General features: G+C 50.8%; 11 protein-coding genes. All 11 read left to right on the forward strand.

Annotated elements, in window-relative coordinates:
• Positions 1 to 10 precede the first annotated feature (10 nt).
• The gene (locus tag AB4Y93_RS04245) at positions 11 to 1,762 is read left to right on the forward strand and encodes a hypothetical protein (protein ID WP_441889313.1); all 1,752 of its coding nucleotides are present in this window, start codon (positions 11 to 13) and stop codon (positions 1,760 to 1,762) included.
• On the forward strand, positions 1,759 to 3,993 hold the full coding sequence (locus AB4Y93_RS04250) for a glycoside hydrolase family 88/105 protein (protein ID WP_441889315.1): 2,235 nt from the start codon (positions 1,759 to 1,761) through the stop codon (positions 3,991 to 3,993). Before AB4Y93_RS04245 ends, AB4Y93_RS04250 begins: the two co-directional genes overlap by 4 nt.
• 32 nt (positions 3,994 to 4,025) lie before the next feature.
• On the forward strand, positions 4,026 to 4,697 hold the full coding sequence (locus AB4Y93_RS04255) for an MgtC/SapB family protein (RefSeq protein ID WP_441889317.1): 672 nt from the start codon (positions 4,026 to 4,028) through the stop codon (positions 4,695 to 4,697).
• 58 nt (positions 4,698 to 4,755) lie between these two features.
• Positions 4,756 to 6,621 (forward strand): 3D-(3,5/4)-trihydroxycyclohexane-1,2-dione acylhydrolase (decyclizing), encoded by a 1,866-nt coding sequence (gene iolD, locus AB4Y93_RS04260; protein ID WP_441889319.1) that lies wholly within the window; start codon positions 4,756 to 4,758, stop codon positions 6,619 to 6,621.
• Between the two features lie 33 nt (positions 6,622 to 6,654).
• Positions 6,655 to 7,587 (forward strand): myo-inosose-2 dehydratase, encoded by a 933-nt coding sequence (gene iolE, locus AB4Y93_RS04265; protein WP_441889321.1) that lies wholly within the window; start codon positions 6,655 to 6,657, stop codon positions 7,585 to 7,587.
• Complete coding sequence (gene iolC / locus AB4Y93_RS04270; RefSeq protein WP_441889323.1) at positions 7,580 to 8,599, forward strand: 5-dehydro-2-deoxygluconokinase; 1,020 nt, start codon at positions 7,580 to 7,582, stop codon at positions 8,597 to 8,599. The genes iolE and iolC overlap by 8 nt, the downstream gene beginning before the upstream one ends.
• A 34-nt stretch (positions 8,600 to 8,633) precedes the next feature.
• On the forward strand, positions 8,634 to 10,112 hold the full coding sequence (locus AB4Y93_RS04275) for a CoA-acylating methylmalonate-semialdehyde dehydrogenase (RefSeq protein WP_441889325.1): 1,479 nt from the start codon (positions 8,634 to 8,636) through the stop codon (positions 10,110 to 10,112).
• A gap of 25 nt (positions 10,113 to 10,137) precedes the next feature.
• Positions 10,138 to 11,151 carry an inositol 2-dehydrogenase gene (gene iolG, locus AB4Y93_RS04280; RefSeq protein ID WP_441889327.1) on the forward strand — a complete coding sequence of 338 codons (1,014 nt, stop codon included), beginning with the start codon at positions 10,138 to 10,140 and terminating at the stop codon, positions 11,149 to 11,151.
• Between the two features lie 31 nt (positions 11,152 to 11,182).
• Entirely contained in the window at positions 11,183 to 12,004 is an 822-nt protein-coding gene (iolB, locus tag AB4Y93_RS04285) for a 5-deoxy-glucuronate isomerase (RefSeq protein WP_441889329.1), read from the forward strand.
• A 71-nt stretch (positions 12,005 to 12,075) separates the two neighbouring features.
• Complete coding sequence (locus AB4Y93_RS04290; RefSeq protein ID WP_441889331.1) at positions 12,076 to 13,098, forward strand: LacI family DNA-binding transcriptional regulator; 1,023 nt, start codon at positions 12,076 to 12,078, stop codon at positions 13,096 to 13,098.
• 372 nt (positions 13,099 to 13,470) lie between these two features.
• Positions 13,471 to 13,998, forward strand: a complete 528-nt coding sequence (locus AB4Y93_RS04295; protein ID WP_441889333.1) for a VanZ family protein — start codon at positions 13,471 to 13,473, stop codon at positions 13,996 to 13,998.
• Positions 13,999 to 14,303: the final 305 nt, after the last annotated feature.

Raw genomic sequence — 14,303 nt, forward strand, 5'->3', positions numbered from 1 at the left:
GATGATTACAATGTACGAAAAGCTGGTAGCCGTTAATGATGGCTGGGTCAAACGTGGGACGGATAATCAGATTATGGACAGTCAAAGCCGCTTCTATGGCGGGGTGGCTGATCCGGACAGCGGAATCGCTTGGCCGACCCATACAGGAACATTAGCTGTAATGGCAATCTGGGGATGTGCTCTCGTAAATACAGATTCCCGTTATTATCATGACGAATCGCTGCTGTACCGTCTGGAGCTCTCGGCCGCGTTTATCGTCCGCCATCAGCATGCTGACGGTACTGTCTCACCGGGCTGGACGAATATGCATTCGCCGCCGGATACAGCCTTCGCGGTTGTAGGACTTGCCCAGCTCTATGAGCTGCTGGAGAAGCACGAATGGGCAGCTCTGGAGACGGCTCGAATGAATATCCGGCGGTTTCTGGAGCAGTCGGTGCCAGCGCTGTTAACTGGCGGCTGCCATACACCTAATCACCGCTGGGTGCTTACAGCTGCTCTTGGCTTCCTGCATAGGCTGACAGGCAATAAGGATCTGATTGCCCGGGCAGATGCCTGGCTGGCAGAAGGGATCGATTGTACGGAGGATGGGGAATGGACAGAACGCAGTAACGGAATTTACAACGGCGTAAGCGATGTGATGTTATACCATACCGCTGAGCTGCTTGGCCATCCGGAGCTGCTCGAGCCGGTTCGTCGCAATCTGCGAATGATGGCTTATCTAATCCATCCAGATGGGGAAGTTGTCACGGATTATTCCGGACGACAGGATTTTGGACATAAGTACGATATGTCAGGCTATTTGCTGGTATCCAGCCTAATGGCCGAACATGATAAGGATCATCTTTTTGCCGCTCTAGTTAGACTTGGTGCTGAGGCGCTTGATCATCCTGGAGCGATTCCGAACAATGCTCTATTAGGTTTTCTGCTTCATCCCAAGCTGCGTGATTCAAAGGTTGAGCCTTGCAGCCTGCCGGACTGTTATCGGATTGTCATCAACGGTCAATTCAATCGAAAAGATTATCTAAGCCAGATGGAGTCGGCTGGACATGGCGGACAAATCTATCACAGCAGGCTTCATACCGAGTTTGGCGCTCCGGTTGCAAGGCAGCGAGAAGGGAAAACAAGCGTGACAGTCATGACGGAGACCAATTCCTTCTTTGCGCTGCGCCATGGGGAGGCGAAGCTGCTTGGTGTACAGGTGAGCAGCACGTTTGAGCCAGGCTTTATCAAGATGAACGACCTGGAGCAATTGGGCAACGGTTACCTGCTGTCGGGAACAGAAGCGAAGGGTTATTACGGTCCGATTGCGAGGGAACGGCTGCCTGAATCCGCAGGAGCTCAGGTTAGTCCGTGGTATTTGCTTCCGCATCAGCTTCGTGAAGTGACTCATTTGCAGCAGCATCAAGTACAAATAGAGTTGACTGAAGCCGAAGACGGGTGGAAGCTTCGCGTAAAATGCGACAAGCCGGATGTGCTGATGACCCAAATTTCCTTCATTTTCGGGAAGGATGGGCAGTTCAGCGGAGGCGAACGGGCACCTGCTGAGACGGGGACTGAATTCTGGCAGGACGGTACAGTAAGATTCTCAGCCGGTGACGACTGGATTGAGCTGGATGGCGGAGCACAGGAGCACGGAATGAAATCGATTCGGGGAGCCTCATACCCATCGGATTGCCAGACACTAGTTGTTAACGTACTGACGCCTTATGACCGGACATTCAATATTCGGCTGTCACCTGCAGGTGGGAGGAACGGACAATGACCGTATATGTAGAGTCTAGGGACAGCGCAAGGTATGCGTTTGGCGATGAGGATCGCCGTATTCTGGAGCTGCTGGCCAGCCGCTATATTGGTGCGAATCCACCAATCCCGTTTGCTTATCGCGCATTCTCGCATCAAGGTATTTTACAAAATGAAGAAGGCTTGTACGACATGAATCTATCTTCCAGATGGCCGCAAGCAGCAAACGGCGATTATGTTTATGTGTACGGGCTTGTATGGAGTGATAATGAGCGTTCGATAGATTGTAATTTAGAGCCTATTGGCCCTATTAAACTGTATATGAATGACAAGGAATTATTCCGTACTTCAGCTGTGGAGGAAATGAAACCGGATGCTCGTGTTGTTATTCCGATGCTTCTGGCAAAAGGTTGGAACCGGATTCTAATCGAAGCGAGACGAACGCCTGCAGGCTTTGGCTGCCGATTTGGGGCAGATGAAGCAAAGGTACGGATTCTGAATGTAATTGCTCCATTTACAGATCGGGACGGCAGTGCCGGATGGGTATTCTCGGAACCAGTGAAAAAGCCATGTTATGGTGAAGGGGCTTTCCCAGAAGAGCTGCATTCGGAGGAGGAGACAGGCTTAAGCTGGCTTCCACGTACGAAATGGGAGGCAGAGGAGGCGGCATTGCCAAATCTGGAGCGCCAATACGGCAGACCGGAGGCAGCGGTAGCCGGCTATGGCTGGACGAGACTGCCGGTATGGAGGAAAGAGTCCCTTGTACTGCAAGGGCATGTGTGTGGACCGGCTTCGGTGTGGATCGATGGCAAGCTAGTACTGAATCTTACGGAAGCGGGCGCTTTCCGGGAAAACGTGAAGGCAGATTATAGCAGCGGGAATCTATTAATCCGCACGCTGAGTGGATCGCAGGGCTGGGGCTTTGAACTGAATGCTTCAGCAGATGACAAACCTCTCGCATTGAAACAGCCTATGCATATCCATGGATACAGCGGCGAATGGTTGTATGCTGGACCAATTGCTGTAAATACCGAGCTTGACGCATCGGCGGTCTGCCAGGTATCCACACTATTTCCTGCCATTGACCTCAACGGGCAGCCTACTGGCAGCACGTATTGGGAGCTGAATATGCCGCAGACTCGTCTTCGTCCGTTTTATGAGAATGCGATGCTTAGTAATAAGTGGACAACAGGCACAGCGACTAACTTTGGACGTTGGGATTATCCGCTTGGTGTCACGATGTATGGATTGCTGCGCACGGCGCGGGTATTGAACCGTAAGGAATGGTCAGACTATGCGCTTTCCCATATCCGGACCTGCACAGATATGTATGATTATGCACTTTGGGATCGCAAGGAGTACGGCTTTCCAAGCGTCAATCACCAGCTGGTGCTGACGCGGATGCTGGACAACTGCGGTTCGTTTGGCTCCGCGATGCTGGAAGCATATTTGCAGGAGGATGACGATATGTTCCTGCGTATTGCTGATCCTATCGCAGACTTTATGCTGAAGAGGCTGGAGCGGAGAGAAGACGGGGCATTCTATCGTCTTAGCGAAGGCGAATATTTCGACAACACGCTGTGGGCGGATGATCTATACATGAGCGGGCCGTTCCTTACACGGTATGCCATCGTTAGTGGAAATCAGGAAGCGATAGATGAGGCGGCCAGACAGTTTCTGCTGTTCCGGCGTTATCTGTTTATAGAAGAAGAGCGGATTATGTCACATGTTTATGATTTCAAATACGGTCAAGCGACAAGAGTGCCTTGGGGCCGCGGAAACGGATGGGTGTTGTTCTCACTCTCCGAGCTGCTCGAGCGTTTACCGGAGGATCATTCGAATCGTGAAGCGCTGCTGGACTTCTTCCGATCCATGTGTTCTGGAGTTGCCGATCTGCAGAGCAGCTCGGGATTATGGAGACAGGTGCTGAACGAGCCAGACGCTTATGAGGAAGCATCCTGCACGGCGATGTTTGCTTATGCTTTTGCCCGCGGCATTCGTTTCGGCTGGCTGCCAGGTGATCGTGATTACGCGGCTGCGGCAAGGAAAGCGTGGAGAGGTTTAACTGAAAATGCGATTGACCGGTCAGGTAATGTTCACGGCGTATGCAGCGGTTCCCGGTACTCCTTCTCACCAGATTACTATATGTACGATTTGCGCACCGTCGTCAATGACAATCACGGTATCGGCATTATGATGCTTGCTGGTGTTGAAGTCAGTTTGCTAAACAGTGCAGGAAAATTTCCCATATAAGGAGAATACATCTTTAGAGGGGGTGAACATCGTTGTTTGCACTAAAGCTTGGCGCTGCATTAGCACTTGGTCTATTAATTGGTGTTGACCGCCAGCTTCGGCATAAACCGCTAGGTATAAAGACGAGTATGGTCATCTCGGTCGCAAGCTGCCTGATTACGATGGTATCCATTGATGCGGCAGCTTCGCTTTCCAATCCGGGTATGACCAATATGGATCCCATGCGGCTGGCGGCACAAATCGTAAGTGGTGTCGGTTTTATTGGAGCGGGAGTCATACTGAGGCGGAATAATGATGTAATCTCCGGCCTGACGACAGCCGCAATGGTATGGTCCGCTTCGGCTCTGGGCATAGCGGCAGGTGCAGGCTTTTATAAGGAAGCTTTCACTGCCGCCGGTATTATCATAATGGCTGTTAATCTAGTACCGCTCGCTGTTCGTGCACTTGGACCGTCCAAGCTGCGGGAGCGTGACGTATCGGTATGTATGACCTTCGACCGCGCAGCTGAGCTGAACGGGATGCTTGCAAGCATCCGGTCAGATCATCAGATTAAACATACAACGATCAAAGACATAGGCGATGGCCGGAAGGAAATACGGCTCGTCCTGTCGTCCGGGGATCTATACCCAACGACATCCGTATATGAGGAAATGCGTCGCATAAAGAATGTCATTTCTGTAGAGGTAGAAAACATAAGCTCTTAATAGAGTTCTTTTTTTTACTAGGTAAAGCGCTTAATCCAATAGTGAAGGCGGGAAAAGGATGAAGACGATCAAATTGTCGATGGCACAAGCATTGCTTCGGTTTCTAGACAACCAGTACGTGTCGGTTGACGGGACGGAGACCAAGTTTGTCAAAGGCGTTATGGGTATTTTCGGGCACGGCAACGTGACGGGAATCGGTGAGGCTCTGGAGCGGAGCCCCGGAAGCTTGACGTTCATTCAGGGGAAAAACGAGCAGGGAATGGCACATGCCGCAACGGCGTTCGCCAAGCAGAGCGGAAGGAAGCAAATATTCGCCTGCACATCCTCGATCGGACCTGGCGCGCTGAACATGGTGACAGCAGCTGGTACGGCAACGGTAAATCGGATCCCGCTTTTGCTCCTTCCCGGAGATAACTTTGCCTGCCGTCAGCCCGATCCAGTACTGCAGCAGCTGGAGAATCCAAGCGATTATACGATATCAGCCGTTGATGCTTTTAAGCCTGTGAGCCGGTATTGGGACCGTATTGTCCGTCCGGAGCAGCTGATGACGGCGGCGCTGTCTGCGATGCGGATACTAACGGATCCTGCTGAGACGGGGGCTGTTACACTGGCACTGCCGCAGGACGTACAGGCGGAGACGTATGATTATCCGGAATCGTTCTTTGCGAAACGAGTGCATATCATTGAACGCCGACCTGCTGCAGCAGATGCGATCCGGCGTGCAGTCGAGCTTCTCGTTGGCAAGCGGAAGCCGCTTCTTATCGCTGGCGGTGGTGTACATTACAGCGAAGCAACTGAGCAGCTTGCCGCATTTGCGTCGGCATTTGGCATTCCGGTTGCCGAGACGCAGGCTGGCAAGAGTGTGCTCCCTTGGAATCATCCCTTGAATATGGGTGGTGTAGGCGTTACGGGAACGCTGGCGGCCAACCGTTTAGCACAAGAAGCTGACGTCATTATTGGCATTGGTACCCGTTACTCGGATTTTACGACTTCATCCAAGTCGGCATTCGGCAATGAAGAAGTGCAGTTCATTAATATAAACGTGAGCAGGTTTGATTCCGTGAAGCTGGACGGCATAGCGGTAACAGCCGATGCAAAAGAAGCCATCGAAGCGCTTCATAAGGCGCTGGCTGAGGTGAACTATGCAAGCGGTTACGCAGCTGGAGAGCTGCCCTCGCTTAAGGCGGAATGGGATCATGAGGTTGACCGGTTATACGCACTTGAGCATGAAGCGGGATTATCCCAGACGCTGGCGCTTGGCGTCATTAACGAAACTCTTCAGCCGTCTGATGTTATCGTCGCAGCGGCAGGAAGCCTTCCCGGCGACCTTCACCGGCTGTGGCGGCCGGTTGAACCAAAGACATACCACATGGAATACGGTTTCTCCTGTATGGGCTATGAGGTCAGCGGTGCATTTGGTGCAGCACTAGCGGAGCCGGATAGAGATGTCTACGCCGTTGTAGGGGATGGAAGTTATCTGATGCTGCATTCCGAGCTCGTGACCAGCCTGCAGGAAGGTGTAAAGATGACGGTGCTGTTGTTCGACAACAGTGGCTTCCAATGTATTCATAATCTGCAAAGAGGTCATGGCAGCGACGGCTTCGGGAATGAATTCCGGTTCCGTAATCCAGTTGACGGCAAGCTTAGCGGCAGTTATATGCCGATGGATTTTGCTGCTCATGCACGCAGCCTTGGAGCTCGAGCTTATACCGTTCACACAGCTGAACAGCTTCGCGAGGCAATTCTGCTGGCTCGTGAGGAGACAGTATCGACGCTGATCGAGATGAAGGTTGTACCTGGCACGAATACAGCTGGATACGAATCGTGGTGGCGTGTTGATGTGCCGGCCGTATCGGTTAGTCCGAAGGTTGAGGCAGCGCATCGCGAGATGGCAGAAGAGACAGGTAAAGCTAGACAACTATAGGCGAAAGTCCAATTCAGCGAGGAGGATAAAAGCATGTCTAACAATAGACCTTTTCAGATTGGAGTACATCCCATCAATTGGGTGGGAGAGGATGTACGTGAGCATGGAGCGGATACGACCTATGAAACGATTTTGGATGATATTCAAAGACTCGGATTAACCGGCACAGAGATGGGGCGTAAATATCCGCAGGATCTTGCTGTACTAAAGCAGGAGCTTGCATCTCGCGGCATTCAACTGGTATCGCAATGGAAATCGGTTCTGCTGTCCGATCCCTCTTATCGTGAGCAGGAACTTGCAGCTTATCGAGCGCATTGTGAATTTTTAAGTGAAATGGGCAGTAAGGTTATCAGCACAGCTGAGGTTGGCGGCTCGCTCCACTTTGATCCACGCCGTACACCAAATGAGAAGGAGGTGCTTCGTCTGGACGAGGACGGCTGGCGCTCCCTCGCGGAAGGCTTGAACGCTGCGGGAAGCATCGCCCGCGAATTCGGCATGAAGCTTGTTTACCATCATCACGGCGGGACGGTTGTAGAATCCCCTGAGGAAATCGACCGCCTAATGGAGCTGACGGATCCATCGCTTGTCTCCCTGCTCTATGATACCGGGCATGCCTACTACGGTGGCGCTGATCCGCTTCAGGTGCTTCGCAAGCATTACGACCGGATTGCTTATATCCATCTAAAAGATATCCGGCCATCCGTTCTGGCTGAAGCCCGTTCGGAAGCAGCTGATTTTGTAACCTGTATCCGAAAAGGCGTGTTCACCGTTCCTGGCGACGGCTGTATTGATTTTACCCCTATTATCGCCGAGCTGGTGGACAGAGGATATAACGGATGGGCGATGCTCGAAGGTGAGCAGGATCCTGCGATTCACCCGCCATACGAATATGCGTTTAACGCGCTGCAACATATAGATACGCTGATTAACGAGAATGCTCGGAAGGGAGCGAAGGTCAATGAGTAAAGCTATCCAATTTGATACCGCGAAACCTCTTGATTTCGTTGCAGTTGGCCGTCTTTGTATCGATCTGAACGCTAATGAGATTAACCGTCCAATGGAGGAGACCGTTACCTTTACCAAATATGTCGGTGGTTCACCTGCGAATATTTGTATCGGCATGTCCCGTCTTGGACTCAAAAGCGCTTTTATCGGTAAAGTTGCGAATGATCAGATGGGACGGTTTATCACCGGCTATCTAAACAAAGAAGGCATTGATGCCTCCGGCGTAACGGTTGACCGAACCGGGGCTGTAACGGGTCTTGCTTTTACGGAAATCAAAAGCCCTACGGATTGCAGTATTCTCATGTACAGAGACAATGTGGCTGATTTGCTGCTGGAAGCGGGAGAAGTACGGGAGGAGCTTATTGCTGAGGCGAAGCTGCTCTTGATCTCCGGCACGGCGCTTGCCCAAAGCCCATCGCGTGAGGCTGTATTTCAAGCATTGGATTACGCCAAGAAGCATGGAGCAGTCATTGCCTTTGATCTCGATTATCGGCCTTATACATGGACTTCGGATGAAGAAACAGCTGTCTATTACAATCTGGCAGCAGAGAAGTGCGACATTATTATCGGAACGCGGGAAGAGTTCGATATGATGGAACGTCTTGGGAATAATCCGGAGCGGGACGATCATATTACAGCAGCCAAATGGTTCAATCATTCCGCTGATATCGTCATTATCAAACATGGCAAGGACGGCTCTATCGCGTATACGAAGGACGGCTCCTCGCATCGGGCAAGAAGCTTCCCTGCTAAAGTTGTGAAGACGTTTGGAGCAGGCGACTCTTATGCGGCGGGATTCCTTTATGGATTAATGCAGGGCTGGGACATCAGCGCCAGCATGGAGTTCGGCAGCGCTGCAGCCTGCATCGTCATCTCCAGTCATAGCTGCTCGGATGCAATGCCGAAGGCACCACAAGTCCATGCCTATATTGAAGCTTGTCTCAAGGGCGAAATTACAGCTGCTAGCAACTAAATAACCACACTTATTAGAAAGCGGGGAACGACTTATGACGAATTCAACGAATACAAACACAAATACAAGTGTCCAAACTTTAAATAATCTAATCGGCGGGCAGTGGGTACCTTCCCGTTCCGGTAAAACAGAGCCTGTCTATAATCCGGCAACTGAAGAAGTGCTCGCTTATGTGCCGATCTCTTCGAGAGAGGATCTTGATGAAGCAGTTGCTGCAGCAAAAGCAGCTTTCGGCAGCTGGAGCAAAACGCCGGTGCCGCGCCGTGCACGTGTACTGTTCAAATATCAACAGCTGCTCGTTGAAAATTGGGAGGAGCTGGCTCGCCTCATTACACTGGAGAACGGCAAAAGCTACACGGAAGCTTACGGCGAGGTACAGCGCGGTATTGAGTGCGTAGAGTTCGCGGCTGGTGCTCCGAATCTGATGATGGGCAAGCAGCTTCCGGATATCGCTTCGAATCTGGAATCCGGCATGTACCGCTATCCAATCGGGGTAGTTGGCGGCATTACGCCGTTTAACTTCCCGATGATGGTTCCTTGCTGGATGTTCCCGCTTGCTATTGCTTGTGGCAATGCCTTTGTCCTGAAGCCTTCCGAACGGACACCGTTGCTTGCAGCACGACTTGCTGAGCTCTTCGAAGAAGCAGGCTTGCCGGCAGGTGTACTGAGCATCGTTCATGGTGCCCATGATGTCGTAAATGGCTTACTGGAAAATAAAGATGTGGCTGCGATCTCCTTCGTTGGTTCCCAGCCAGTTGCTGAATATGTGTACAAAACAGGAACAGCTAACGGCAAACGGGTGCAGGCGCTGGCTGGCGCCAAAAATCACTCCATCGTTATGCCGGATGCTGACCTTGATGCTTCCGTCACACAGATTGTCAGTGCAGCCTTTGGTTCAGCGGGCGAACGCTGTATGGCTTGTGCAGTTGTTATTGCGGTTGGCGATGTAGCGGATCCGCTTATTGAGAGGCTGCAGCAGGCGGCGGACGCGATTACAATCGGCAACGGATTGGAAGATGGCGTATTCCTTGGACCAGTCATCCGTGATTCCCATAAACAGCGTACCCTCGGCTATATCGAATCGGGCGAGCAGGAAGGTGCAACGCTGCTGCGCGATGGCCGCAAGGATGCTGCTGCAAGCGAGAACGGCTATTTTGTAGGACCAACCATCTTCGATAACGTAAGCTGCGAGATGAAAATTTGGAAAGATGAGATTTTCGCACCGGTGCTGTCAATTATGCGTGCTGCTTCCCTTGATGAAGCTATTGAAATTGCTAATCAGTCCACATTTGCGAATGGCGCTTGTCTCTTCACGAAGGATGGCAGCAATGTCCGTCAGTTCCGTGAAACCATAGACGCTGGTATGCTTGGGATCAATCTTGGCGTTCCTGCGCCGATGGCCTTCTTCCCGTTCTCTGGCTGGAAGGAATCCTTCTATGGCGATCTTCATGCCAATGGTACGGATGGAGTCGAATTCTATACTCGTAAAAAAATGGTGACAGCTCGCTGGTAAGCGGGCTTACAGGGGGAGCAGCGAAATGAGCAAGGTTAGAGTAGGTATTATCGGCGCGGGGCGTATCGGCAAAATTCATGCCGATAACCTGCTCCGCATGGCGGAAGCAGAGATTGTAGCCATTAGTGATCTTTACGCAAATGAAGAGCTGAAGGCATGGGCAAGCGAACGCGGTATTAGCATGGTTACGACGGACAGCTCGGAACTTATTGGACATCCGGATATTGACGCCGTCTTTATTTGTTCGTCGACGGATACCCATGTTCCGCTCATTATTCAAGCAGCAGAAGCGGGCAAGCATGTATTTTGCGAGAAGCCGGTCAGCATGGATGTGAGCAAGACCAAGGAAGCGCTCGTTGCAGTCGATAAGGCTGGAGTAAAGCTGCAAATCGGATTTAATCGGCGCTTTGACCATAATTTCAAACGTCTGCGGGAGCTTGTTGCACAAAATCGCGTTGGCGTTCCGCATCTGGTGAAGATCACGTCACGGGATCCGAATCCGCCTAGCCCGGAATACATTAAGGTATCCGGCGGCATCTTCATGGATATGGCGATTCATGATTTTGATATGGCTCGTTTTATATCGGGCAGTGAGGTTGAGACGGTGTACACACAAGGAGCGGTCCTCATTGATCCGGTAATCGGTGAATTGGGTGACTACGATACGGCTGTAACGACGCTTACCTTTACAAGTGGTGCATTGGCCATCATTGATAACAGCCGCCGTGCTGTATACGGTTATGATCAGCGTGTTGAGGTGTTTGGCTCTCGAGGTGCCGCTTCGGCGGAGAATGATTACCCGAATACGGTTACCGTTAGCGATGAGATGGGTGTAGTCCGTGATAAACCGCTTCACTTCTTCCTCGAGCGTTATAACGAGGCGTATGTCGAGGAAACAAGGATGTTCATCGGCAGTGTATTGCATAACCATCCACTCCAGGTTGAAGGTAATGATGGACTTCAAGCCGAGCTAATTGCGCTGGCTGCGAAGCAGTCTGCCAAGCTGGGAAGACCAGTTAAGCTAAGCGAACTGATTTGATTATTCGAACCTATAAAGGAGGCTGAATGCTATGAGTGAATTAATCGTAAAGCCTGTGCAGGCACCTGGTGCTGACGGCAGCGTGTTATCCATTACGCCGCAGTCTGCTGGCTGGGAGTATGTTGGTTTTGAAGTGTTCAAGCTAGCCCCGGGGCAATCGCTGCATCGTGAAACGGGGGATCAGGAAGCTTGCCTCGTGCTATTGAGCGGCAAAGCAGATGTCTCCACGAGCACCAGGAGCTGGGATAACATCGGCGAGAGAATGAGTGTATTTGAGAAAATACCACCATACTCCGTCTATGTGCCAAACGGCGACAGCTGGAATATAACGGCGCTTACGGAGCTTGAGCTTGCGGTATGCCTTGCGCCTGGCAAGGGTGGGCATGAAGCCCGTCTAATCTCGCCAGACCAAGTTAGCGTGGAGAATCGGGGCAACGGCAATATGGCGCGTCTCGTTCAAAATATTTTGCCGGAGACGGAGCCTGCTGACAGTCTGCTTGTTGTCGAAGTATTTACGCCTGGCGGACATTGGTCGAGCTATCCGCCGCACAAGCATGACCGGGATTTCCTTCCGGAGGAGTCATTCCTTGAGGAAACGTATTATTATCGTACCAATCCGAGTCAGGGCTTTGCGGTACAACGGGTCTATACGGATGATCGCTCGCTTGATGAGACGCTGGCTGTTGCTGACGGTGAGGCGGTGCTTGTACCAAAAGGGTATCATCCGGTTTCGGCGCCACCGGGTTATGACGTCTATTATCTGAATGTAATGGCCGGACCAACCCGTATATGGAAGTTCTATAATGATCCAGCTCATGCGTGGCTGATGCCTTCCCCAGCAGTTCCCAGATAATCATTGAAAGCGCTCCCCTTTGCGCGCATAATGAACTTAAATATGTTACGTGCGAATGGAGACCATCAATCATGAAAGCGACCATATATGATGTAGCAAAGGAAGCTGGCGTATCGATTGCTACTGTATCCCTTGTCATCAATGGTAAAGGGAAGATCAGTGAGGAACGCCGGGAAGAGATCAGGCAGATCATCATGCGTATGGGCTACAAGCCAAGCATGATCGCTTCTGCCCTAACGGGTAAGAAGACGTATGCACTTGGTTTGCTTGTCCCGGACATCTCGAATCCCTTTTTCGCCGAGATTGCGAGAGCAGTCGAGGATGAAGGACAGCGTCACGGATACAGCGTCTTTATTTGCAGCACGGATAACAAGGACGAGAAGGTTGAGCACTATGCCGCACTGCTGCAGCAGAAAAACGTAGATGGCGTTATCATCGGCACTGGTCTGAAGGAGCTGTCTGTATTGAAGCCGTTGCTGCAGGGAGGAGTTCCTGTTGCTCTGCTTGCGAGGGAGTTTCCATCGGTCGTCGTTCCATCCGTTGTTGTGGATGACTATGCGGGCGGTGCCGCAGCGGCTGAGCATCTGATCTCGCTTGGACATCGCCATCTCGCCGTATTGGCGGAACAGGATTCAATCAGCAGCAGTAGAGAACGGGTACGCGGGTTCAGGCATACCGCCGAAGCAGCAGGGATCACAATCGATCCGGCATTTGTTCTAAGCTCCGGTATCAAAGAGGGGAAGAACAAGGCGCAGGAGCTGCTGCAAATGGACGATCGTCCAACCGCTATATTCTGCTGCAACGATATGCTTGCGATTGGTGCGCTCCGAGCGGCCAAAGAAATGGGACTTCGTATTCCGCAGGACTGCTCGATTGTCGGCTTCGACGATACGGTGCTCGCTTCCGTGACGGATCCGCCGCTTACAACGATTGCCCAGCCAATCGAGCAGATGGGGCAGACAGCCGTGCAACTGCTAATCCGCCAAATCGGACAGCCGGGAGAACAGCCTGAACGTATTGTTCTGACACCTTCGCTCTCCATCAGGCAATCTTCAATGGCATTAAGATTATATCCTGAACAGTCTATTTCTTGAGCTGCAAGCTGACGAAGAGGCTGAACCCTGATGGGTTCAGCCTCTTTTTTGCAACTCCCGCAACACGCACGCAGCTACGTTGTACATTATGCAGCATATCAATCGAATTTGAGCAGCATAGTAGACCTGTATTGCACTTTATACAGTATATCGTGCAACATAAGTCACTCGTGGGGTCAAGAAAGCTGGATTATCTTGCATTCCGTACAACGGACGCCGGGGCATGAGTGTTGGATAGGGGCAGATCTAACCGGTTTTAAGAAAAACTTTAGGTTTGCCCTACCTATTATTTAAGCAATTCGTTCTAACCTAGGGTAAGACAAAACGGATTCCTTTATCAGGATCCCTAGGATAGAAAGGTTATGAAACAGGATGAAGAATACTAAAGGAATGATCATGGTTTTTGCATCAACGTTGTTTTTATTGTATCTATACATTTTGCTCAAAGTGATATTGTTCAAATATGGTACGGTTAATCTTACTTTTCTATGGCAGCAGCTTCACAGAACGATCGAATATCCCGATTATATGGAATATGGCTTACAGCGGGCTAATTTTACACCGTTCAAATCAATCGAGCAGAACATTCACAGGCTGTCTGACTTTAATGATCAGATTAATTTAATAGGGAATATTGTGATCTTTATGCCTTGCGGTATTTTCATCAGATTGTGGTCCAATCGTACTCTCTCCTCTTTCCTTGTTGCATTCGTCCTTTCTTTTAGCTTAAGTTTAGGGCTGGAATGCTCGCAGCTCTTATTCGCGATGGGCAGATTTGATGTAGATGATCTTATCCTGAATGGAGCAGGCGGCCTGCTGGGCTGGGGTTTGCTTGTTCTGCGAAAAGAAAAGGGGTTGTCTCAAAAGGGGACTCGTTTGCTAAAGGAACAGCACACTTAGCTATAATATAGAATTTCGGGGCAGAGAGAGAGAACCAGTACAGTTGTCGTCGCTATGCTAACGAAGCGAGAGATGCTTAATTTTTAGGAAAACAGAGGCTTCATTAATTTAACGAATCATGGTAACACTATTTGGCTAGTTAGTGGCAACGTGGTGATCTTCTACCGCGATGAAAAAGTTTCTGAGTAAGAAAAAGAGGCTGTTCCGAAAGTCTAAACGACTTAGGTACAGCCTCTTTCTTGTTTATTTCGATCAAAGAATGCGATTATCCTTGCCAATGGATCAGACCGGACTCAACTGCAGCT

The sequence above is a fragment of the Paenibacillus sp. YAF4_2 genome, assembly GCF_052113225.1.
Lineage (GTDB): Bacteria > Bacillota > Bacilli > Paenibacillales > Paenibacillaceae > Pristimantibacillus.

Excerpts from the sequence above, each read along its gene's own strand:
- AB4Y93_RS04245 (WP_441889313.1), top strand. The coding sequence starts at position 11 with ATGTACGAAAAGCTGGTAGCCGTTAATGATGGCTGGGTCAAACGTGGG.
- AB4Y93_RS04250 (WP_441889315.1), top strand. The coding sequence starts at position 1,759 with ATGACCGTATATGTAGAGTCTAGGGACAGCGCAAGGTATGCGTTTGGC.
- iolD (WP_441889319.1), top strand. The coding sequence starts at position 4,756 with ATGAAGACGATCAAATTGTCGATGGCACAAGCATTGCTTCGGTTTCTA.
- iolE (WP_441889321.1), top strand. The coding sequence starts at position 6,655 with ATGTCTAACAATAGACCTTTTCAGATTGGAGTACATCCCATCAATTGG.
- iolC (WP_441889323.1), top strand. The coding sequence starts at position 7,580 with ATGAGTAAAGCTATCCAATTTGATACCGCGAAACCTCTTGATTTCGTT.
- AB4Y93_RS04275 (WP_441889325.1), top strand. The coding sequence starts at position 8,634 with ATGACGAATTCAACGAATACAAACACAAATACAAGTGTCCAAACTTTA.
- iolG (WP_441889327.1), top strand. The coding sequence starts at position 10,138 with ATGAGCAAGGTTAGAGTAGGTATTATCGGCGCGGGGCGTATCGGCAAA.
- iolB (WP_441889329.1), top strand. The coding sequence starts at position 11,183 with ATGAGTGAATTAATCGTAAAGCCTGTGCAGGCACCTGGTGCTGACGGC.
- AB4Y93_RS04290 (WP_441889331.1), top strand. The coding sequence starts at position 12,076 with ATGAAAGCGACCATATATGATGTAGCAAAGGAAGCTGGCGTATCGATT.
- AB4Y93_RS04295 (WP_441889333.1), top strand. The coding sequence starts at position 13,471 with ATGAAGAATACTAAAGGAATGATCATGGTTTTTGCATCAACGTTGTTT.